This window comes from Amycolatopsis sp. NPDC049688 (genome assembly GCF_040674975.1).
In the GTDB taxonomy this organism is placed as follows: domain Bacteria; phylum Actinomycetota; class Actinomycetes; order Mycobacteriales; family Pseudonocardiaceae; genus Amycolatopsis.
This window is the reverse complement of sequence record NZ_JBFANY010000007.1, coordinates 293906-312498: the sequence shown is the minus strand read 5'-3', so window position 1 is coordinate 312498 and position 18593 is coordinate 293906. Positions and strand designations below refer to the sequence as shown.

The 18593-nt window shown below is 72.6% G+C and carries 23 protein-coding genes; 17 read left to right on the top strand and 6 right to left on the bottom strand.

The window, feature by feature from the left end; genetic code table 11:
• Positions 1 to 18 precede the first annotated feature (18 nt).
• Positions 19 to 495 (top strand): GNAT family N-acetyltransferase, encoded by a 477-nt coding sequence (locus AB0J55_RS24750; RefSeq protein ID WP_364252750.1) that lies wholly within the window; start codon positions 19 to 21, stop codon positions 493 to 495.
• On the opposite strand, the gene AB0J55_RS24745 is transcribed toward AB0J55_RS24750, so the two are convergent.
• Positions 479 to 865: a PPOX class F420-dependent oxidoreductase gene (locus AB0J55_RS24745; RefSeq protein ID WP_364252747.1), complete on the bottom strand. Its 387-nt coding sequence runs from the start codon at positions 863 to 865 to the stop codon at positions 479 to 481. The two genes, AB0J55_RS24750 and AB0J55_RS24745, sit on opposite strands and share 17 nt — an antisense overlap.
• 134 nt (positions 866 to 999) lie before the next feature.
• On the opposite strand from AB0J55_RS24745, the gene AB0J55_RS24740 reads away from it, so the two are divergent.
• Positions 1000 to 1938: a hypothetical protein gene (locus AB0J55_RS24740; protein ID WP_364252744.1), complete on the top strand. Its 939-nt coding sequence runs from the start codon at positions 1000 to 1002 to the stop codon at positions 1936 to 1938.
• On the opposite strand, the gene AB0J55_RS24735 is transcribed toward AB0J55_RS24740, so the two are convergent.
• From AB0J55_RS24735 to AB0J55_RS24725, 3 genes are all read right to left on the bottom strand, one after another.
• On the bottom strand, positions 1928 to 2905 hold the full coding sequence (locus AB0J55_RS24735) for a hypothetical protein (RefSeq protein ID WP_364252741.1): 978 nt from the start codon (positions 2903 to 2905) through the stop codon (positions 1928 to 1930). The two genes, AB0J55_RS24740 and AB0J55_RS24735, sit on opposite strands and share 11 nt — an antisense overlap.
• The gene (locus AB0J55_RS24730; protein WP_364252738.1) at positions 2902 to 3399 is read right to left on the bottom strand and encodes a SigE family RNA polymerase sigma factor; all 498 of its coding nucleotides are present in this window, start codon (positions 3397 to 3399) and stop codon (positions 2902 to 2904) included. Before AB0J55_RS24730 ends, AB0J55_RS24735 begins: the two co-directional genes overlap by 4 nt.
• A 68-nt stretch (positions 3400 to 3467) precedes the next feature.
• Positions 3468 to 4619, bottom strand: a complete 1152-nt coding sequence (locus AB0J55_RS24725; RefSeq protein WP_364253101.1) for a phytase — start codon at positions 4617 to 4619, stop codon at positions 3468 to 3470.
• A 118-nt stretch (positions 4620 to 4737) separates the two neighbouring features.
• Between AB0J55_RS24725 and hisF the strand changes: the two genes are divergently transcribed.
• From hisF to AB0J55_RS24705, 4 genes are read left to right on the top strand one after another with little or no spacing between them, the layout of a single operon-like run.
• Positions 4738 to 5511 carry an imidazole glycerol phosphate synthase subunit HisF gene (hisF, locus tag AB0J55_RS24720; protein WP_364252735.1) on the top strand — a complete coding sequence of 258 codons (774 nt, stop codon included), beginning with the start codon at positions 4738 to 4740 and terminating at the stop codon, positions 5509 to 5511.
• Positions 5508 to 5885, top strand: a complete 378-nt coding sequence (locus AB0J55_RS24715; RefSeq protein WP_364252732.1) for a hypothetical protein — start codon at positions 5508 to 5510, stop codon at positions 5883 to 5885. Before hisF ends, AB0J55_RS24715 begins: the two co-directional genes overlap by 4 nt.
• Positions 5882 to 6244, top strand: coding sequence for a phosphoribosyl-AMP cyclohydrolase (gene hisI / locus AB0J55_RS24710; RefSeq protein ID WP_043783154.1), 363 nt, complete (start codon positions 5882 to 5884; stop codon positions 6242 to 6244). Before AB0J55_RS24715 ends, hisI begins: the two co-directional genes overlap by 4 nt.
• Positions 6241 to 6594, top strand: a complete 354-nt coding sequence (locus AB0J55_RS24705; RefSeq protein WP_364252729.1) for a DUF1304 domain-containing protein — start codon at positions 6241 to 6243, stop codon at positions 6592 to 6594. The genes hisI and AB0J55_RS24705 overlap by 4 nt, the downstream gene beginning before the upstream one ends.
• Positions 6595 to 6611: 17 nt before the next feature.
• Here the strand turns inward: AB0J55_RS24705 and AB0J55_RS24700 are convergent, their stop codons facing one another.
• Positions 6612 to 7226, bottom strand: a complete 615-nt coding sequence (locus AB0J55_RS24700; protein WP_364252726.1) for a TetR family transcriptional regulator — start codon at positions 7224 to 7226, stop codon at positions 6612 to 6614.
• A 95-nt stretch (positions 7227 to 7321) separates the two neighbouring features.
• On the opposite strand from AB0J55_RS24700, the gene AB0J55_RS24695 reads away from it, so the two are divergent.
• The 11 genes from AB0J55_RS24695 to AB0J55_RS24645 all read left to right on the top strand — a co-directional run bounded on the left by AB0J55_RS24695 (position 7322) and on the right by AB0J55_RS24645 (position 17236).
• Positions 7322 to 8881, top strand: a complete 1560-nt coding sequence (locus tag AB0J55_RS24695; RefSeq protein WP_364252723.1) for an anthranilate synthase component I — start codon at positions 7322 to 7324, stop codon at positions 8879 to 8881.
• Positions 8882 to 8945: 64 nt separating this feature from the next.
• Complete coding sequence (locus AB0J55_RS24690; RefSeq protein WP_364253098.1) at positions 8946 to 9473, top strand: Trp biosynthesis-associated membrane protein; 528 nt, start codon at positions 8946 to 8948, stop codon at positions 9471 to 9473.
• Between the two features lie 124 nt (positions 9474 to 9597).
• A complete protein-coding gene (trpC, locus tag AB0J55_RS24685; RefSeq protein ID WP_364252720.1) occupies positions 9598 to 10407 on the top strand; it encodes an indole-3-glycerol phosphate synthase TrpC in 810 nt (269 codons plus the stop codon).
• Positions 10404 to 11615: a tryptophan synthase subunit beta gene (trpB, locus tag AB0J55_RS24680; protein ID WP_364252717.1), complete on the top strand. Its 1212-nt coding sequence runs from the start codon at positions 10404 to 10406 to the stop codon at positions 11613 to 11615. The genes trpC and trpB overlap by 4 nt, the downstream gene beginning before the upstream one ends.
• Positions 11612 to 12403, top strand: a complete 792-nt coding sequence (trpA, locus tag AB0J55_RS24675; RefSeq protein WP_364252714.1) for a tryptophan synthase subunit alpha — start codon at positions 11612 to 11614, stop codon at positions 12401 to 12403. Before trpB ends, trpA begins: the two co-directional genes overlap by 4 nt.
• A 239-nt stretch (positions 12404 to 12642) precedes the next feature.
• A complete protein-coding gene (locus tag AB0J55_RS24670) occupies positions 12643 to 13968 on the top strand; it encodes an ATP-binding protein (RefSeq protein WP_364252711.1) in 1326 nt (441 codons plus the stop codon).
• On the top strand, positions 13965 to 14378 hold the full coding sequence (locus AB0J55_RS24665) for a roadblock/LC7 domain-containing protein (RefSeq protein WP_364252708.1): 414 nt from the start codon (positions 13965 to 13967) through the stop codon (positions 14376 to 14378). The genes AB0J55_RS24670 and AB0J55_RS24665 overlap by 4 nt, the downstream gene beginning before the upstream one ends.
• A gap of 1 nt (position 14379) precedes the next feature.
• On the top strand, positions 14380 to 14739 hold the full coding sequence (locus AB0J55_RS24660; RefSeq protein ID WP_364252705.1) for a DUF742 domain-containing protein: 360 nt from the start codon (positions 14380 to 14382) through the stop codon (positions 14737 to 14739).
• A 52-nt stretch (positions 14740 to 14791) separates the two neighbouring features.
• Positions 14792 to 15325 carry an ATP/GTP-binding protein gene (locus AB0J55_RS24655; RefSeq protein ID WP_364253095.1) on the top strand — a complete coding sequence of 178 codons (534 nt, stop codon included), beginning with the start codon at positions 14792 to 14794 and terminating at the stop codon, positions 15323 to 15325.
• Positions 15322 to 16530, top strand: a complete 1209-nt coding sequence (locus AB0J55_RS24650; protein ID WP_364252702.1) for a cytochrome P450 — start codon at positions 15322 to 15324, stop codon at positions 16528 to 16530. Before AB0J55_RS24655 ends, AB0J55_RS24650 begins: the two co-directional genes overlap by 4 nt.
• A 46-nt stretch (positions 16531 to 16576) precedes the next feature.
• Positions 16577 to 17236, top strand: a complete 660-nt coding sequence (locus AB0J55_RS24645) for a peptidoglycan recognition family protein (RefSeq protein WP_364252699.1) — start codon at positions 16577 to 16579, stop codon at positions 17234 to 17236.
• On the opposite strand, the gene AB0J55_RS24640 is transcribed toward AB0J55_RS24645, so the two are convergent.
• Positions 17228 to 18586, bottom strand: coding sequence for a glutamine synthetase family protein (locus AB0J55_RS24640; protein ID WP_364252696.1), 1359 nt, complete (start codon positions 18584 to 18586; stop codon positions 17228 to 17230). The genes AB0J55_RS24645 and AB0J55_RS24640 overlap by 9 nt on opposite strands.
• Positions 18587 to 18593: the final 7 nt, after the last annotated feature.

Sequence of the window (18593 nt, the reverse complement as noted above, 5' to 3'; positions counted from 1 at the left end):
CGTCGTAGGTTGCCGCGGGTGGAGGAGATCGTCACCCAGCTCGAGATGACCGCCGCCGATCAGCTCAACCCCGCGCCGGCCGTCGACGGTGTCGCGTTGCGCGCCGTCCGGCCGGGGCCGCTGATCCGCGAGCTGCACGTCCGGATCGGCACGCCGCACGGCTGGCCGGGCGTCACCCGCGGCGACGCCGAGTGGGACCGCTGGCTCGCGGAACCGGGCCGGCACTACCGGCTCGTCGAGTACCGCGGCGAAGTCGCCGGCGCCGCGGACTTCGAACCGCAGCCCGGCGGCGTCGTCGAGATCACCACCTTCGGGCTGGTGCCCGGGTTCGTCGGGAAAGGACTCGGCGGGTACGCGCTGACCCTCGTCGTCGCCGACGCCTGGGCGCTGCCCGGCACGCGGCGCGTCTGGCTGCACACCTCGTCGCTCGATCACCCGAACGCGCTGCCGAACTACCTGCGGCGCGGCTTCCGCAGCTTCAGCCGTCCAGCTTGACGGCGATCCCGACGGTCCGGTCCGCCGGCCCGCGCAGCTTCGAGAAGAACATCGTGACGCGGCCGATGACGCCGTACTTGCGCGCGATCGCCCGCCGGACGCGCTCGGTGTCCGCGGCGTCCAGCAGCCGGGCCTGGCCGGACGCCTTCGCGCCGTGTGTCTTCTGCCCGCGCAGGTCGCACGCCTGGACCTCGACGCGGCCGCTGTTGCGGATGCGCTTGACCTTGCCGGCCTTCCGCTCCGACCAGAAGACGAGCTCGCCGTCGTGGCCGGCGACCCAGATCGGGGTCGGCACGGCCCGCCCGTCGCGCCGGAACGTGGTCAGGACGACGTAGCGCTCGGCGGCGAGGCGGTCGGTCTCCGAAGTCATGGACCCACCGTAGCCGCCCATGAAAACCGGCTGGGCCGTTCGGCGCCAAAACCGCACACGCCCAGCCGAAGCGTTGCAACGCCTGCACCTGCAACGCTTCAACGGCTGGGTCATCCGCACACTGGGAGGCTTCGATGGCGGTCAGACAGCACCTACCGGCTCACCCACAGGCAGGCTTTTTCGGCGGCGGGCCGTACCCCGCGCGCCGGGTCCTCGTCGCGGTCCTCGCGGTCCTGGCGGGGTTCGTCCTCACCGCGATCTGGTCGGCGCCGTTCGTCGACTCCGTGATCGGGGACAGCGTCGCGAACGGCCTGCTCGGCTACGACGCCAAGGCCACCCCGATCAGCGGGGTCGTCGCCGGGACGCTCTTCGCGTTCGTCTCCGGCCTCGCGGGGTCCTTCACCGCCTGCAACATCGCCGCCTTCGGGGCGGTCGCCCCGCTCGTCGGCGACCAGGCGGGCGAGAAGCGCAACGCGTTCAAGCCGCTCGGCTGGATCGCCGCGGGCATGCTCACGGTGTCGGTGGTCTACGGCGTGATCGTCGCGCTCGTCGGCACGCGGATGCCGCAGTTCGACACCGCGAAGACCACCGGGCTGTCGCCGCGCAGCATCCAGTCCATGGTCGCCTTCGGGGTGGTCGGCCTGGTCTTCCTCGGCATGGGCCTGATCGCGCTCGGCATCGTCCGCAACCCCTTCGAGAGCTTCACCCGCCGTCACCCGGCCGCGCCGCTGGTCCTGATGGGCGCGCTCATCGGCGGGTTCCTCATCGGACGGCCGTACCCGCTGTTCCGGATCATGTTCCGCAGCGCCGCGGAGCAGCACAACGTGCTCTACGGCGCCGCAGCGTTCGCGCTGCAGTCGCTCGGCAACATCGTGGTGATGGCCGTGCTGTTCCTCGTCCTGACCTACGCCACCGGCGGGCGCGTGCAGCGCTGGCTGGCCGCGAAACCGGCCCGGATCGCCACCGTGACCGGCGCGGCGCTGCTCGTCGGCGGCACGTTCACGCTGCTCTACTGGGACGTCCGCGTGCTCGGCAGGCTCGGGTACATCTGGTTCCCGATGATCAACTGGTAGGCCGCCCGAGCCAGCGGTAGTCGGGTGCCGGGTCGAGCTGGACGCCGTCCGCGACGGCGATCAGCTCGGCCTCCGGCCGCGAACCCGACACGGTCAGCCAGCGCCCGGACGGCAGCCGGGCCGCGACCATCGCGTCCCGCCCGGCCACCGGCGCCACGAAGAAACCCTCGCCGCCGCGGACGGTCACCGGTGCCGCGCCGCTCACCCCGGGGGAGGCCGGACCGGCGGCGACCGTCACCGCGGCGATCGACGGCCGGGCCGGATCGGCCGCGGTCAGCACGGTGGCCGCGTCGGCGGGCCCGGTGCCCTGCACCGCGGCCGACCGTTCGGCCAGCCCGCCCGGGAGCGGCCCGAACCGCAGCTCGCCCCGGACGCCGACCGGCTCGGCGGCGACCGCGCCGGCGACCCGCTGGGCGGCTTCGCGGGCGTCCGGGACGCCGGCCAGCGCCGCGACCAGCACGTGCTCGTCGTCGGCCAGCCAGGTGAGCTGAGCGGTGTCGCCGGCTCCGGTGACCATCGCGACCCGGCCGTGCACTACCACCTGGTCCTTGATCGACGCGATCTTCAGCGCGGTCTGCGACCACTCCGGATCGGCGGTTGAGTACGTCTGCAGCGTGATCGAGGCCGGCCCGGCGGACCACCGCCGGACCTGCGGGGTGATCCCGGGCCCGCCTTCGCGGTACCGCTCGGTGAAGCCGTCCGGCAGCCACCCCGGGCTGAACGCGAGCACCGGACGGCTCGCGGCCGGCTCCAGATCCGGCCGGGTCAGCAGCTGCGTGCCCGCGAAGACGCCGACGACCACCACGACCACGGCCGCGGCGACCAGGGCCAGCCGGGGCGCGGGCCGCCGCTTCCGCCCGGCGCGCGCGAGGGCGTCGCGCACCGCGTGGCCGTCCGGGGCGCGGGCGGCGAGGCGCTCCAGGCTGTCCCGGATCAGCGTCTCGGTGTCGTGCTCGCTGCGCGTCATTCGGGAACTCCGGTGGGGAGGGACGTGGGGTGCGGGGCCTGGCGCAGGGTGGCCAGGGCCCGCGAAATCTGGCTGCGCACGGTGGAGGGACCACAGCGCAGGACCGCGGCGATCTCGGCGTCGGAGTAGTTCTCGTAGTACCGCAGCACGATCGCGGCGCGCTGCTTGCGCGGCAGGGTGGCGAGCAGGCCCAGCATGGCGTCCCGCTCGTCCCAGGCGGTGGCCGGATCGGCTTCCGGCGGGCTGAGCGCGTCGAGGACGTCGTGGCTGCTCGGCACCATCCGCCGGACCGCCCGCCGCCGCCACGAAAGGTATTCGTTGGTGACCATCCGCCGCACGTAGGTCGGCGGGGCGGCGATGCCGTCCCAGCGCTGCTGGGCACGCAGCAGCACGTCCTGGACGATGTCCTGCGCCAGGTGCGGGTCGTTCGTCAGGACGGTGGCGTAGCGGAGCAGCCCGTCCAGCCGCTCCGCCACGAACTCTTCGAAGCTCACACGCGTCCCTTCCGCTCACCCCAGGGACGCACGAGGGGGCCGTGCTGATGCACGGCGGTCGGAAGTTTTTATCGCGGGAGGACGTCCTCCAGCCGGAGGAAGGCGAAGCCGGTGGCCGGTTCGTCCCCGGGCGAGGGGTGCCGCTCGCCGTCGTGGACGACCAGGAGGCCGTGCGGGAAGCGGCGGCCGAGGTAGGCCGTGCTGATCGCCGAGCCGTCGGAGTGCTCGACCGAGTCCGTGCCCCGGCCGGCGACGATCCGCAGGTCACGGACGCGCTTGCCGTACACGACGAACCGCGAGTCGCCCTGGCTGGAGGAGAACAGCGTGCCGTTGGCCAGTGCCAGGCCCTCCGCGTCGGCGGTCAGCCACCGGCCGCCGAAGCCCGGGTCGGGTCCGTCCGGGACGCACTCCTCCGTGGCGGCGTCCCAGCGCTGCGGGACGCCGAACGAGCGCACGCGGTCGATCAGCTCGGGCCGCCCGAAGCCGGCGGACGTCAGCGGGATCCGCCAGATCCCGACGTCCTCCTGGGCGGTGTAGAGGACGCGGCCGTCGAGCACCGAGCCCTCCAGCTGCGGCCGCTCGCCGGGCTCCTCGCACGGCGACCAGGTGGTCCCGTCCGGCAGGCGGAACGCGGCGGGCAGGTCCACGGTGGCGATCGGCGCGGTGCCGACCGTCCCGTCCGGCCGGTCGGCCAGCCGCAGCAGCGCCACGCGCGTCTCGTGCCGCCGCGTCACGGCCACCCACCGGACACCGGTGCGCGGATCACGGGCCGCGGCCAGGCCGTAGGCGGTCCGCTGTTCGTCCACTTCGGACTCCGACGCGGAGAACACCGGCGCGGCGGCGGGGTCGGTGACGTCACGGAGCACGTGCGCGCCGGCGCCCGAGCCCGCGGGGTCGATCCGGTAGACGCGGATCCGGTCCCGGCCCCGGTCGCTGACCACGGCCAGGTCGCCGACGACGTCGACGTTGTTGAACCGCCCGCCCGGCCCGGCGGGCACCAGCTGCAGGGTCCGCCCGTCCAGGTCGAACGCGGCGAGACCGCCCTTCTTGAGGGTGCCGAGGACGACGCTGCGCTCGGGGTCGCGCGGGTGCACCCAGATGGCGGGATCGTCGGCGTCGGCGTCGCCGGTGAAGGCCTGGGTCTGCAGGACCGGAGCGGGATCGCGGGGCGCGGCGGAGGCGGGGACGGCGGCGAGGAGCGAGAGGGCGGCGACGGCCACCGGGAGGAGTCTGCGCACGGGCGGAAAGTAGACGAATCGGATGACCGGGACGTGAACGCGGGATGCCGGAGAGGCGCCATCGGCGGCGGCCCCGAGCCCCTTGACTACGCTGGTGGCCATGTCTGTCGCGGTGCGGGTGATCCCCTGTCTCGACGTCGACGCGGGCCGGGTCGTGAAGGGTGTCAACTTCGCCGGCCTCCGCGACGCCGGTGACCCTGTCGAGCTGGCCCGGCGTTATGACGCCGAGGGCGCCGACGAGCTCACCTTCCTCGACGTCACCGCCTCCTCCGGCGACCGCGAAACCACCTACGACGTCGTCCGGCGGACCGCCGAGCAGGTCTTCATCCCGCTCACCGTCGGCGGCGGGGTGCGCAGCAACGACGACGTCAACCGGCTGCTGCGGACCGGGGCCGACAAGGTCAGCATCAACACCGCCGCCATCGCGCGGCCCGAGTTCCTCAGCGAGGCGTCGAGGCGGTTCGGCGCCCAGTGCATCGTGCTTTCCGTCGACGCCCGGCGCGTCCCCGAAGGCGGCGAGCCGACCCCGTCCGGCTTCGAGGTCACCACCCACGGCGGCCGCCGGGGGACCGGGATCGACGCCGTGGCGTGGGCCGCCCGCGGCGAGGAACTCGGCGTCGGGGAGATCCTGCTCAACTCGATGGACGCCGACGGCACCAAGAACGGCTTCGACCTCGAACTCATCGAGCTCGTCCGCAAGGCCGTGCGCGTCCCGGTGATCGCCAGCGGCGGTGCCGGCTCCGTCGAGCACTTCCTGCCCGCCGTGCGGACCGGGGCCGACGCGGTGCTCGCCGCCAGCGTGTTCCACTTCGGACAGCTGAAGATCGGGGACGTCAAGGACGCGCTGCGCGGCGGCGGGGTCGAGGTCCGGTGAGGTCCTGGCAGGCACCCGTCGAGGTGAAAGTCACCGCCGGCCTGCTCGTCGGGCTGCCGGTCGCGTGGGCGCTGCTCGACCTGATCCAGGTGCTGGGCGCCGGGTCGGGCCTGGAGATCTACCGGATGCCCGCGCTCGCGCTGATCCTCGGCGGCGTCGTCACCACCGGGCTCGTCCTCAAGCACGGCAGCGCGCGGATCGGCGGCCTGATCGTCGCCGTCGTCTTCGCGCTGCTGCACGCGTTCCTGCTGCTCGCCGCCGAGCTGTGGTGGGTCAAGCTGTTCTCCGGCCTGTCCTTCGCCGGCTACGGCTACGCGTTCGTCCTGCTGAACTCGATGCCGCTCAAGCGGCACATCCTGGGAGCCAACGCATGACCCTGGACGCGGCCGTCTCGGCGCGCCTCAAGCGCAACGCCGACGGCCTGATCGCCGCGGTGGTCGTCGAGCACGCCACCTCGGACGTGCTGATGATGGCCTGGATGAACGACGACGCCCTCGCGGCGACGCTCGCCACCCGCCGCGGGACGTACTGGTCGCGCAGCCGGCAGAAGCTGTGGGTCAAGGGCGAGACGTCCGGGCACTACCAGCACGTCCGCGAGGTGCGGATCGACTGCGACGGCGATACGGTCCTGCTGCGCGTCGACCAGACCGGCCCGGCCTGTCACACCGGCACGCACACCTGCTTCGACACCGAGGAGCGCCTGCTCCTGGCCGATGAGAAAGAGCTTGCGTGACCATCGTCGCCGACATCCTGGTCGGGCTCGTCGCCCTGATCCACGTCTACATCGTCGTCCTGGAGATGTTCCTCTGGACGACGCCCCGCGCCCGCGCCGCGTTCGGCACGACCGAGGAGTTCGCGGAGGCGAGCAAGACCCTCGCGGCGAACCAGGGGCTGTACAACGGCTTCCTGGCCCTCGCGCTGGTGTGGGGCCTGATCGCGGGCGAGTTCCAGCTGCAGCTGTACGGTCTGGTCTGCGTGATCATCGCGGGGCTGTACGGCGCTGCGACGGCCAGCAAGCGGATCCTTTTCGTGCAGGTGCTCCCGGGTGTGCTGGCGCTCGTCGCGCTGCTGATCGCGCGGTAGGGGTACCGAGGACGGCGTCAGCCGATGTCGCCCGTGAGGTAGCGCTGCAGGTTCGGCGCGATCGCGCGCACCAGGACCTCGACGTCCTCGGTGGTGAGCGGGTCGAACTTCGCCACGTACCGGACCATGCCCAGGCCCACCATCTGGGTGGCGCACAGGTTCATCCGCAGCGCGTTGCGGTCCGCGCCGATCGACGAAATCAACCCGCTGAAGAACCGCTGGAAGAAGTCGCGCAGCACGTGGCCGGCCTGCTCGTGGCCGGTGACGCTGCGGATCAGCGCCACGAACGGGCCGCCGCCCGCGCTGTCCCAGCGGGTGATGAAGGTGCGCACGATCCGTTCCCCCAGCTCGTCGTCGGGGCCCTGGCGCAGCACCTGCTGCAGTTCCATGGGGTCGAACGGCAGCTCGAGCACCGCCTGGGCGAACAGGCCCTCCTTGCTGCCGAACCAGTGGTTGACCATCGCCGCGTCGACGCCGGCGCGGGTCGCGATCGCGCGCACGGTCGCACCGTCGTAGCCGTTCTCGGCGAACACGGCCCTGGCGGCTTCGATCAGCGCGGTGCGCGTGTCCTGGCCGGCGGGCCGCCGTCCGCGGCGGCGGGCGTTAGGCTCGGTGTTCCCGGTGGTGCTCACGGCTCCATCATGACCGATGGGCCCGCCGAATTCAACATCCATTGAATTTCGGCCCCGGCGCCGCCGGGATCCGCGCAAGCGGCACAATGAGGTCCATGGTCAGCGCATCCGCCGGTTCGGCCGGTCCCGGCACGGTCAGCCCGTCCCGCGAGGACTTCCGCGTCCTCGCCGAGAGCCGCCGCGTGATCCCGGTCGTGCGCCGGGTCCTCGCCGACGGCGAGACGCCGATCGGGGTGTACCGCAAGCTCGCCGCCGACCGGCCCGGCACCTTCCTGTTCGAGTCCGCCGAGAACGGCGCGTCCTGGACCCGCTGGTCGTTCATCGGGGTCCGCAGCCCGGCCGCCCTCACCGTCCGCGACGGCGAAGCCGTCTGGACCGGCACCCCGCCGGTCGGCCTGCCCTCCGATGGCAACCCGCTGACCGTCCTGCGGGAGACCATCGAGGCCCTGCACACCGAGCCGCTGCCCGGCCTGCCCCCGCTGACCGGCGGCATGGTCGGCTACATCGGCTACGACGCCGTCCGCTGGCTGGAAAAGCTGCCGGAGCTGGCCGAACGCGACCTCGACATCCCCGAGCTGACCATGCTCCTGGCCACCGACCTGGCCGCCTTCGACCACCACGAGGGCACGGTCACGCTCATCGCGAACGCCGTCAACTGGGACGACTCGCCCGAGCGCGTGGACGCGGCCTACGACGACGCCGTCGCCCGCCTCTCCGCGATGACCGAGCAGCTGCAGGTGCCCGCCCCGGCCACCGTCGCCGCGTTCGGGCGGCCCGCGCCGGAATTCACCCGGAAGCGGACCAAGGAGGACTTCCACGCCGCGGTGGAGAAGGCCGTCGAGGCGATCAAGGCCGGCGAAGCGTTCCAGATCGTGCCGTCGCAACGGTTCGAGATCCCGACCGCGGCCGACGCGCTTGACATCTACCGCGTGCTGCGGACGTCCAACCCCAGCCCGTACATGTACCTGCTGCGGCTCGAAGGGTTCGACATCGTCGGCTCCAGCCCGGAGTCCCTGGTCACCGTGCGGGACGGCCGCGCGACCACGCACCCGATCGCGGGCACCCGCTGGCGCGGCGCCGACCCCGAAGAGGACGCCCAGCTGGCCAAGGACCTGCTGGCCGACGAGAAGGAACGCGCCGAGCACCTGATGCTCGTCGACCTCGGCCGCAACGACCTCGGCAAGGTCTGCAAGCCCGGCACCGTGCGCGTGGTCGACTTCTTCCAGATCGAGCGCTACAGCCACGTCATGCACATCGTGTCCACCGTCACCGGCGAGCTGGCCGAGGGCAAGACGGCGTTCGACGCGGTGACGGCGTGCTTCCCGGCCGGGACGCTGTCCGGCGCGCCCAAGGTCCGCGCGATGGAGCTGATCGAGGAGCTCGAGCCGGTCCGCCGCGCGCTGTACGGCGGGGTCGTCGGCTACCTCGACTTCGCCGGGGACGCCGACACCGCGATCGCCATCCGGACGGCGCTGGTCAAGGACGGTATCGCGCACGTCCAGGCCGGCGGCGGGGTGGTCGCCGACTCGGTGCCGGACTACGAGGACACCGAGTCGCTGAACAAGGCCAGGACCGTGCTTTCGGCCGTGGCCGCCGCGCAGACGATGGTGGCGGCGGGTGCGCTCGACCCGGCCGCGGACGCCGCTCATGTCTGACGCGCCGGGCGCCCCCTCGGCAGCGGTGGACCCGGCGGCGAAGGCGCCGAAGCGTCCACTGTGGATGATCGTGGTCGCGCTGCTGCTCGGCGCGGCCGCACTGTGGGGTGCGTCACGGCTGACCTGGTTCGCCGAGTTCCGCGACGGCGGCGTCCGCGGCACGGTCCTGTACCGCGAGTCCGGCGAGCAGCAGGCCACCGCCCTGGTGCCGCTGGCCCTGCTCGCGCTGGCCGGCGTGGCCGGCGTCGTGGCCACCGGCGGCTGGGCGCGGCGCGTGCTGGGCGTGGTGCTGGCCCTGGCCGGGGTCGCGGCGGTCTGGACTGGCGTCGCCGGGGTCCGGTTCGCCGGCTACGCCGACGGGCTGCCGGTGACCCAGATGCTGCTCGGCCGCGCCCTGGCCGTGCTCGGGGGAATTCTCGTCGCCGCCGGCGGGTTGGCCGCTGTCAAGGGGGCCGGCCGCGCCGCGCGCCTCGGCGCGAAGTACGCGGCCCCGGCCACCCGGAAAACGGTGCGTGACCCGGACGCCGAGCTGTGGGAGGCGCTGTCCGAAGGGGAGGACCCGACGGACGTCCGGGGCAGGCATTCGGAGTAACGCGCACACCCGGAACCGGGCGTCTCGGATGCGGGGGTTAGCATCGTTTCGGCGGGAAGGGGAAGGTTTTTGTGAGCGACCTTGCGAGTGAATCCGTGAGCACGTGCCCTGGTGGGGGCGCCCGGTGAGCGTGCTCGAAGACATCGTCGCCGGCGTGCGGGAAGACCTCGCCGTGCGGGAATCCGCGCTGCCGTTCGACCAGCTGAAGATCCGGGCGGCCGCCGCCCCCGGGCCCCGCGACGTGATGGCCGCGCTGCGCGAGTCCGGCATCGGCGTGATCGCCGAAGTCAAGCGGCGCAGCCCCTCGAAGGGCGACCTGGCCGACATCCCCGACCCGGCCGCGCTGGCGAAGGACTACGAAGCCGGCGGCGCGCGCGTGATCAGCGTGCTCACCGAGCAGCGCCGGTTCGGCGGCTCGCTGGCCGACCTGGACGCCGTCCGCGCCGCGGTGGACATCCCCGTCCTGCGCAAGGACTTCATCGTCAGCCCCTACCAGGTGCACGAGGCCCGCCTGCACGGCGCCGACATGGTGCTGCTGATCGTCGCCGCCCTGGAGCAGAACGCGCTCGTCGCGCTGCTCGACCGCGTCGAGTCGCTGGGCATGACCGCGCTGGTGGAGATCCACAACGCCGAGGAGGCCGACCGGGCCCTCGAGGCGGGCGCCAAGGTCATCGGCGTCAACGCGCGCAACCTGCACACCCTCGAGGTGGACCGGGACGTCTTCTCGCGGCTGGCCCCCGGCCTGCCGATGGACGTCTACAAGGTCGCCGAATCCGGCGTCCGCGGCCCGGGCGACCTGATGTCCTACGCCGGCCACGGCGCCGACGCGGTGCTGGTGGGCGAGGGTCTCGTCGCCTCCGGTGACCCGAAGGGCGCCCTGGTCAAGCTGGTCACCGCCGGTTCCCACCCCGCCTGCCCGAGGCCGTCGCGGTGACCCAGGAGCACGACAAGCACGACCCGGACGAGCGGGGCTACTACGGCCCGTACGGCGGGCGGTTCATGCCGGAGGCGCTGATCGGCGTCGTCGACGAGGTCGCCACCGAGTACGACAAGGCCCGGCACGACCCGGAGTTCCTGAACGAGTTCAACCGCCTGCTGCGCGAATACGCGGGCCGTCCGTCGCTGCTCACCGAGGCCAAGCGCTTCGGCGAGCACGCCGGCGGCGCGCGGGTGTTCCTCAAGCGCGAGGACCTCAACCACACCGGCTCCCACAAGATCAACAACGTGCTGGGCCAGGCGCTGCTCACCAAGCGGATGGGCAAGAAGCGGGTCATCGCCGAGACCGGCGCGGGCCAGCACGGCGTCGCGACGGCCACCGCGTGCGCGCTGCTCGACCTCGACTGCGTCGTCTACATGGGCGAGGTCGACACCGAGCGCCAGGCGCTGAACGTGGCCCGGATGCGGCTGCTCGGTGCCGAGGTCATCCCGGTCAAGACCGGGTCGCGGACGCTGAAGGACGCGATCAACGAGGCCCTGCGCGACTGGGTCACCAACGCCGACACCACGCACTACCTGTTCGGCACGGCCGCCGGGCCGGCGCCGTTCCCGACCATGGTGCGCAACTTCCACCACGTCATCGGCACCGAGGCCCGCGAGCAGATCCTGGAGCAGGCCGGCCGCCTGCCCGACGTCGTCGCGGCCTGCGTCGGCGGCGGGTCGAACGCGATCGGCATCTTCTCCGGCTTCTACGACGACCCGTCCGTGCGGCTGGTCGGCCTGGAGCCGGGCGGCGAGGGCATCGAGGGCAACCGCCACGGCGCGACCCTCACCAAGGGCACCCCGGGCAACCTGCACGGCGCGATGACGTACCTGCTGCAGGACGAAGACGGCCAGACGGTCGAGTCGCACTCGATCTCGGCCGGGCTGGACTACCCGGGCGTCGGCCCGGAGCACGCGTGGCTGAAGGACACCGGCCGCGCGGAGTACCGCCCGGTCACCGACGCCGAGGCGATGGACGCGTTCAAGCTGCTGTCGCGCACCGAAGGCATCATCCCGGCGATCGAGTCGGCGCACGCGCTGGCCGGTGCGCTGGTGCTGGGCCGCGAGCTGGGCCCGGACGGCCTGATCGTCGTCAACCTTTCGGGTCGTGGTGACAAGGACATGGACACGGCGGCCAAGTGGTTCGGACTGGTGAACGGATGAGCGGGCTCGACGACCTCTTCGCGGCCACGCGTGCGGAAGGCCGCGGCGCGCTGATCGGCTACCTGCCGGCGGGCTTTCCCACCGTCGACGGCTCGAAGGACCTGATCGCGGCGTGCGTCGACGGCGGCGCGGACCTGATCGAGGTCGGCGTCCCGTATTCGGACCCGGTGATGGACGGCCCGACGATCCAGGCGGCGTCGGTGACGGCGCTGGACAACGGCTTCCGCCTCAAGCACCTGTTCGAGGTGGTCGAATCGGTGTCTTCGCGCGGCGGCCGCGCGGTCGTCATGACGTACTGGAACCCGGTGAACCGCTACGGCGTGGACCGCTTCGCGCGCGACCTCGCGTCGGCGGGCGGGCTCGGCCTGATCACGCCGGACCTGATCCCGGACGAGGCCGGTTTGTGGCTGACGGCGTCGGAAGCGCACGGCCTGGACCGGACGTTCCTGGTGGCGCCGTCTTCGTCGGAGGAGCGGCTGGCCCGCACGGCGGCCGCGTCGTCGGGCTTCATCTACGCGACCGCGGTGATGGGCGTGACCGGCGCCCGCGACCAGGTCGGCGCGGGCGCGGAGGAGCTGGTGCGGCGCACGCGGGCCCACACGGACCTGCCGATCGGCGTGGGCCTGGGTGTCCGGTCGGGCGACCAGGCCGCCGAGGTGGCGTCGTTCGCGGATGCGGTGATCGTGGGCTCGGCGCTCGTCACGGCGGCGGCCGAGGGCCCCGACGGAGTGCGGAAACTGTCGGCCGAGCTGGCCGAGGGTGTGCGCCGGGCGGTCGCGACCGCCTGACCCGGCGGTGGGCCGGCGCTTTTCCCGATTGCGCCGAATGCCGATTCTTCGCCTGTTTTCCCGGTACGCGGACCGATTCGTTGGGAATTGACTTCCCGGGAACGTCGCCGACCGGGAAAGAACATGTCGTCGAAGATTGACTCTTACGGACGGCAAAGATCGGCGCTAAGGTCGTCCTCGCCCTGGCGCCGCTTCCGCTCGCCATTTCCGTGAATCCCGCAGAAACCCGGTGTAGCCCGATGTCCGTGCGCGTACCCGCCCGCTACGTTCTACCGGTCGCGATCCTCGTCACCGGCGGGGCCTGGTGGTGGCTGACGGCCGGGGTGCCCGCGGCGGACCGGACGCCGGTGGCCTGGTACGGCGCGGTGGCGGCCGCTGTCGTGTGTGCGGCCGTCACGGCCCTCGCGTACTGCGCGCAGACGGCGCGCCACCTCCGCGACCGGATCGCGGTGGCGGACGCGGAGGCCGCCCGGCTCGCCGGCGAAACGCTGCCCGAGGTGATCCGGCGGCTGCGCGACGGGGCGTCGGCGGACACCGCGCTCGCCGAGGTGCCGGATTCCGTCGGCGGCGCGCACCGGCAGCTGCTCGAGACGGTCGCGCAGGAGATCGGCCGGAGCGAGCGCATGCGCGCGGCCACGATGGCGGCCTGCGCCAACGCCGCCGGCCGCGTCCAGGCCCTGGCCACCAGCATGCTGGCCGACCTGCGCGAAATGGAAGGCAAGTACGACGAGAACGTCCTCGGCGACCTGCTCGAACTGGACCACAGCACGGCGCAGGCGGGCCGCTTGGCGGACAGCATCGCGGTCCTGACCGGAGCACGTTCCGGCCGGCGCTGGACCAAGCCGATCGTGATGGAGAGCATCCTGCGCGGGGCGATGGGGCGCATCAGCGCCTACCAGCGCGTGCGGACGCACTCGGCCAGCACCGTCGCGGTCGCCGGGTACGCCGCCGAAGGGGTCATGCACGCCCTGGCCGAACTGATGGACAACGCCACCAGCTTCTCCCCGCCGTCGGAGGACGTGCACGTCTACGTGGAGGAAGTGCACGCGGGTGTGGTGGTCACGATCGAGGACAGCGGCCTCGTCATGAGCCCCGCCGCCCTGGAACGGGCGGTGCGGGCGGTGTCCGCCGAGCCGCTGGACCTGACCACGCTGTCCGGGACCCGGCTGGGGCTGGCAGTGGTGGGGTGCCTGGCGCGCAAGCACGGGCTGACCGTGCACTTCCGGCCGTCCGCGCGGGGCGGCACCGGCGTGGTGGTCATGATCCCGCGGACCTTGATCACCCAGCCGGAACCGGACGCCGTTCCGGTCACGCCGAGCCCGGCGGCGGTGCCTGCCCCGCCCGCCGAGGTGCCCGCCGCCGCGCCTGCGTCCACAGTGGAGACTGCGCTGTCCGGGCTGCCGCAGCGGCGTCGCGGGCAGACGCTGGCCGCCGCGCCCAAGCCCGTGCCGCCGCCTGCCGCGAGTCCCGCACCGGTCCGGGCCGACGCCGGAGCGCGGTTCAGCGCGTTCCACGCGGCCGGCCGGGGAACCCGCCCTTCTGCTTCCTCGGAGGACAGCCGATGAACACCACGGACCACGATCTCGACTGGCTGCTGGAGAACCTGCTGGGCAAGACGCCGGGCACGCGGCACGCCCTGGTGCTGTCCAAGGACGGCCTCAAGCTCTGCCACACCCGCGGGCTCACGATCGACCAGGCCGACCAGCTGGCCGCCATCGCCTCGGGCATCCAGAGCCTGGCGTACGGCACGTCCATCGAATTCGGCGACGGCACCGGCGGCGTGCGCCAGTCGATGACGGAATTCCACGGCGGGATGCTGTTCATCGTGGAAGCCGGCGCCGGCGCCCACCTCGCCGTGATCGCCGCCGACGACGCGGACGTGGGCCTCATCGGCCACAACATGAACGAGCTCGTCGAGCAGCTCGGCGAGTACCTGACCGCGCCGCCGCGCCCCCAGCACACCGCGGCCGGATGAGATGAGCCGGGAAGACCTCCACCGGGAGGACCCGGACCGGTTGTACACGGTCACCGGCGGGCGCAGCCGCGCGAACGAGAGCGCGCTGGACCTGGTGACGCTGATCGTGAGCGAAGGCGATCCGGTCCCGGGCATGCAGTCCGAGCACGTCAAGATCCTGCGCCTGTGCCGGCACCCGACGGCGATGGTGGAGGTCGCCTCGGAGCTGGGCCTGCCGGTGAGCGTCGTGAAGATCCTCCTGTGCGACCTGCTCGACACCGGCCGGGTGACCGCCCGCCACCCGTCCTCGGCTCCCGTCGACACCGATCTGCCCGATCTCGAAACCCTGAAGCAGGTACTCGTTGGACTCAAGAAGCTCTGACCAGGACGTCCGGACTCCGCTGCCGAGCACCGCCAGGGACGGGCTGAAGATCGTGATCGTCGGCGGGTTCGGGGTCGGCAAGACCACCATGGTCGGTTCGGTCAGCGAAATCCGCCCGCTGAGCACGGAGGAAACCATGACGCAGGCGGGCGTCGGGATCGACGACGGCGCCTCGCACGGCAAGACCACCACCACGGTCGCGTTCGACTTCGGGCGGATCAGCCTGAACGAGCACATGGTGCTGTACCTGTTCGGCGCCCCGGGCCAGGAGCGGTTCTGGTTCCTCTGGGACCGCCTGTTCGCCGGCACCCTGGGCGCCGTCGTGCTCGTGGACACCGACCGGCTGGCCGACTCCTGGTACTCCATCGACCGCCTCGAACACCACGGGACGCCGTTCATCGTCGCGCGCAACAACTTCGGCGAGCCGAAGCACTCCTTGGACCAAGTGCGCCAGGCTCTCGACCTGGCCGCCGACGTGCCGCTGATCGACTGCGACGCCCGCCGCCGCGACTCCGCCAAGGACGTCCTGCTCACCCTCGTCGACCACCTCTTCGCCCTGTCCTCCGCCCGGGAGACCGCGTCATGACCACCTCTCAGCCCGCACTCGCCACCCGGTTGTCCGGGCCGCAGTTCCAGCAGAAGTCCGCGGATCTCTACGCGGAGATGCGGCGCGCCCACGGGCCGGTGGCCCCGGTCCTGCTCGACGGAGACGTGCCGGCGTGGCTGGTGCTGGGCTACCGCGAAGTGCAGCACGTCGTGAGCAATCCGGAGGCGTTCGGGCGCGACTCGAGGCGGTGGAACGCCTGGGACCGCGTCCCGCCCGACTGGCCGCTGCTCCCGCTGCTGGGCTACCAGCCCACGATGATGTTCGCCGAGGGCGCCGAGCACCGGCGGCGGGCCGACGCGCTCGACGAAGCACTCGGCGGCGTCGACCAGTTCGACCTGGGCGCGCAGGCCCAGCAGGTGGCCGACCGGCTGATCGACGCCTTCGCCGGGAGCGGCGAGGCCGACCTGATCACCCAGTACGCCGACGGGGTTCCGCTGCCCGTCGTCGCCCGGATGATCGGCGTCCCGGAAGCGGAGACCGCCGAACTGGTCGAGGACGTGTACCGGACGCACGCCGCCGGCGAGGGCGCGAACGAGGCCTACGCGCGCGTCCGGGAGAAGGTGCGGCTGATGGTCGAGGCCAAACGCCGCGACCCCGGGCCGGACGTCACCTCGCGGCTGCTGGCCCACCCGGCCGCGCTCGCCGACGAGGAGATCACCGAGGACCTGCTGCACCTGATGAACGCGGGGCAGCTGCCGACCGCGTACTGGATCGGCAACACCCTGCGGCTGATGCTCACCGACGACCGCTTCGCGATGACGCTGTCCGGTGGCCGCCGCAGCGTCGGCCAGGCGCTGAACGAGGTGCTCTGGGAGGACACGCCCACCCAGAACTTCCCGGGCCGGTTCGCCGTCCACGACCTCCGGCTGGGCGGCAGGCAGATCCGCAAGGGCGACCTGCTCATCCTCGGGCTCGCCGCGGCCAACCAGGACCCGCTCGTCCGGCCGGTCCCGCAGGCCTCGACCGGCAACCAGGCGTACCTGTCGTTCAGCCACGGCGAACACCGGTGCCCGTACGCGGCCCAGGAGATCGCCAAGGTCATCGCCGAGGCTGCGATCGAAGTCCTGCTCGACCGGCTCCCGGACGTCGTGCTGGCGGTGCCGGCCGACACGCTGGAGTGGCGGCCCTCGCCGCTGTTCCGTGGCCTCGCGGCGCTGCCGGTGCGGTTTTCGCTGGCCTGGTGACGCCCTTTGTACGAAAGCTGTACGCCGCCGCGGGAAAGTCCGCGCCATGGACATCGCACACCTCCCGCGGCGCGGCTTCCTCCGCGGTGCCGCCGGCCTGGCCGCCGCCGGGGCCGCCGGTCTTCTGCTCCCGCAGGCCGCGCGCGCCCTCACCGTGCCGCGGATCTACAGCTGCGCCGAATGGGGCGCGCGCCCGCCCGCCGATGCGCTCACCACGCTCGACCACCCCGCGAACCGCGTGCTCATCCACCACATCGCCTGCCCCAACAGCACCGACTACTCCCTCGCGCACGCCTTCCAGGTCGCTCGCGACGACCAGCACGACCACATCGACAACAACGGCTGGTCCGACACCGGCCAGCACTTCACCGTCAGCCGCGGCGGCTACCGCCTCGAAGGCCGGCACGGCAGCCTCGACGCGCTGCGCGGCGGCACCACGATGATCCAGGGCGCCCACTGTCCCGGCCAGAACACCAACGCCATCGGCATCGAAAACGAAGGCACCTACACGAGCGTGGAGCCGCCGCAGGCGCAGTGGGCCTCGCTCGTCGTGTTCTGCGCCTACATCTGCCGCCAGTACGGCATCGGAGTCGAGGAGATCAAGGGCCACCGCGACTTCTACAACACCGAGTGCCCCGGCGATCGCCTGTACGCCAAGCTGCCGCAGCTGCGCACGGAGGTCGCCCAGGCGCTCAAGTCAATGTAGGTACCGCATGAGGGCGCACAGCTCGTCCGGCGGCAGCGCGCCCAGCCGGTCGAGCTCGCCCCGGCGCACGTCCATCAATGTCGTCGCCAGCTCCGCCCCGAAAGCCGACGTCAACGCCGAGTCCGCTTCGAACGCCGCCACCGCGTCGGCCAAGGAAACCGGCAGGCGCTCGGCTGAGGGGAGCGTTCCGGGGTCGACGTCGACCGGCTCCGGCAAGCTCTCGCCCGACTCCACCCCGGCCAGCCCGGCGAAGATCAGCGCGGCCACCACCAGGTACGGGTTCGCCGTCAGGTCGAAGCACTTGACCTCGAAGTTCGCCGCCCGGTCGCGCTGCCCGGCCGGGCCCTGGACCAGCCGCAGCGGCGCCTCGCGGTTTTCCAGGCCCCACCCGCGGAACACCCCGGCCCAGTGGTGCGGTTCGAGCCGCAGGTAGCTGACCACCGACGGCGCGCCGATCGCCAGCAGCGCCGGCAGCCGGGAAAGGATCCCGGCGCCGAACGCCTCCGCGGTGTCCGTGAGCCCGAACCGCCGGTCGCCGCCGGCGCACAGGTTGCGGTCGCCGTCCCAGAGGCTCAGGTGGACGTGGCCGCCGTTGCCGATGCCGTCCGGGGCGAACTTCGGCGTGAACGACGCCCGCAGCCCGTGCCGCTCGCTGACCGTCCGGATGGTTTCGCGCGTCAGCACCGCGATGTCGGCCGCGCGCACGGGGTCGCCCGCCGCCACCGACACTTCGAACTGGCCGGCCGCGTATTCCGGGTGGATCTGTTCCACCGCGACACCCTGGGCGGTCAAGGTGGACACCAGCGTCCGCAGGTAGGCCGCCTGGGAGGAAAGCCGGGCGTAGCCGTAGGCCGGGCCCGCGGTGGCCGAGCGCGGGTCGTCCGGGGCATCGGCCGCCGTGATCACCCATTCGATCTCGAACGCCGTCCGCGCGTGGTAGCCCAGGTCCGCGAGCCGGGCCGTCGCCGCCGCGGCCAGCGCCCGCGCGTCCTGCGGGTGCGGCTCGCCTTCCTGGTCGTACTTCCAGACCGGCGCCCACGCCCAGCCCGGCTGCGCGGCCAGCGGCACGAGCGCGTCCAGGTCGGGGTGCAGCCGCAGGTCACCGACGGGGCCACGCGAATGCGTGCCGTCCACGATGTCGTCGGTGGCGAGGAAGAAGTCGAACGAGTTCGACGCGCCGACGCCCCACGCCGCGGCCGACCACAGCCGGTCCACCGGAACCGCCTTCACCCGCGCGATGCCGCTGTGGTCCACGAAGGTCAGGGCGACGAGCTCCACGCCGGCGGCGCGCAGGCCGTCGGCCCGGAGGGCGCCCTGTTGCGCGAGTTCGGCCCGGTCGAGCTGGCTCATCCTGCCC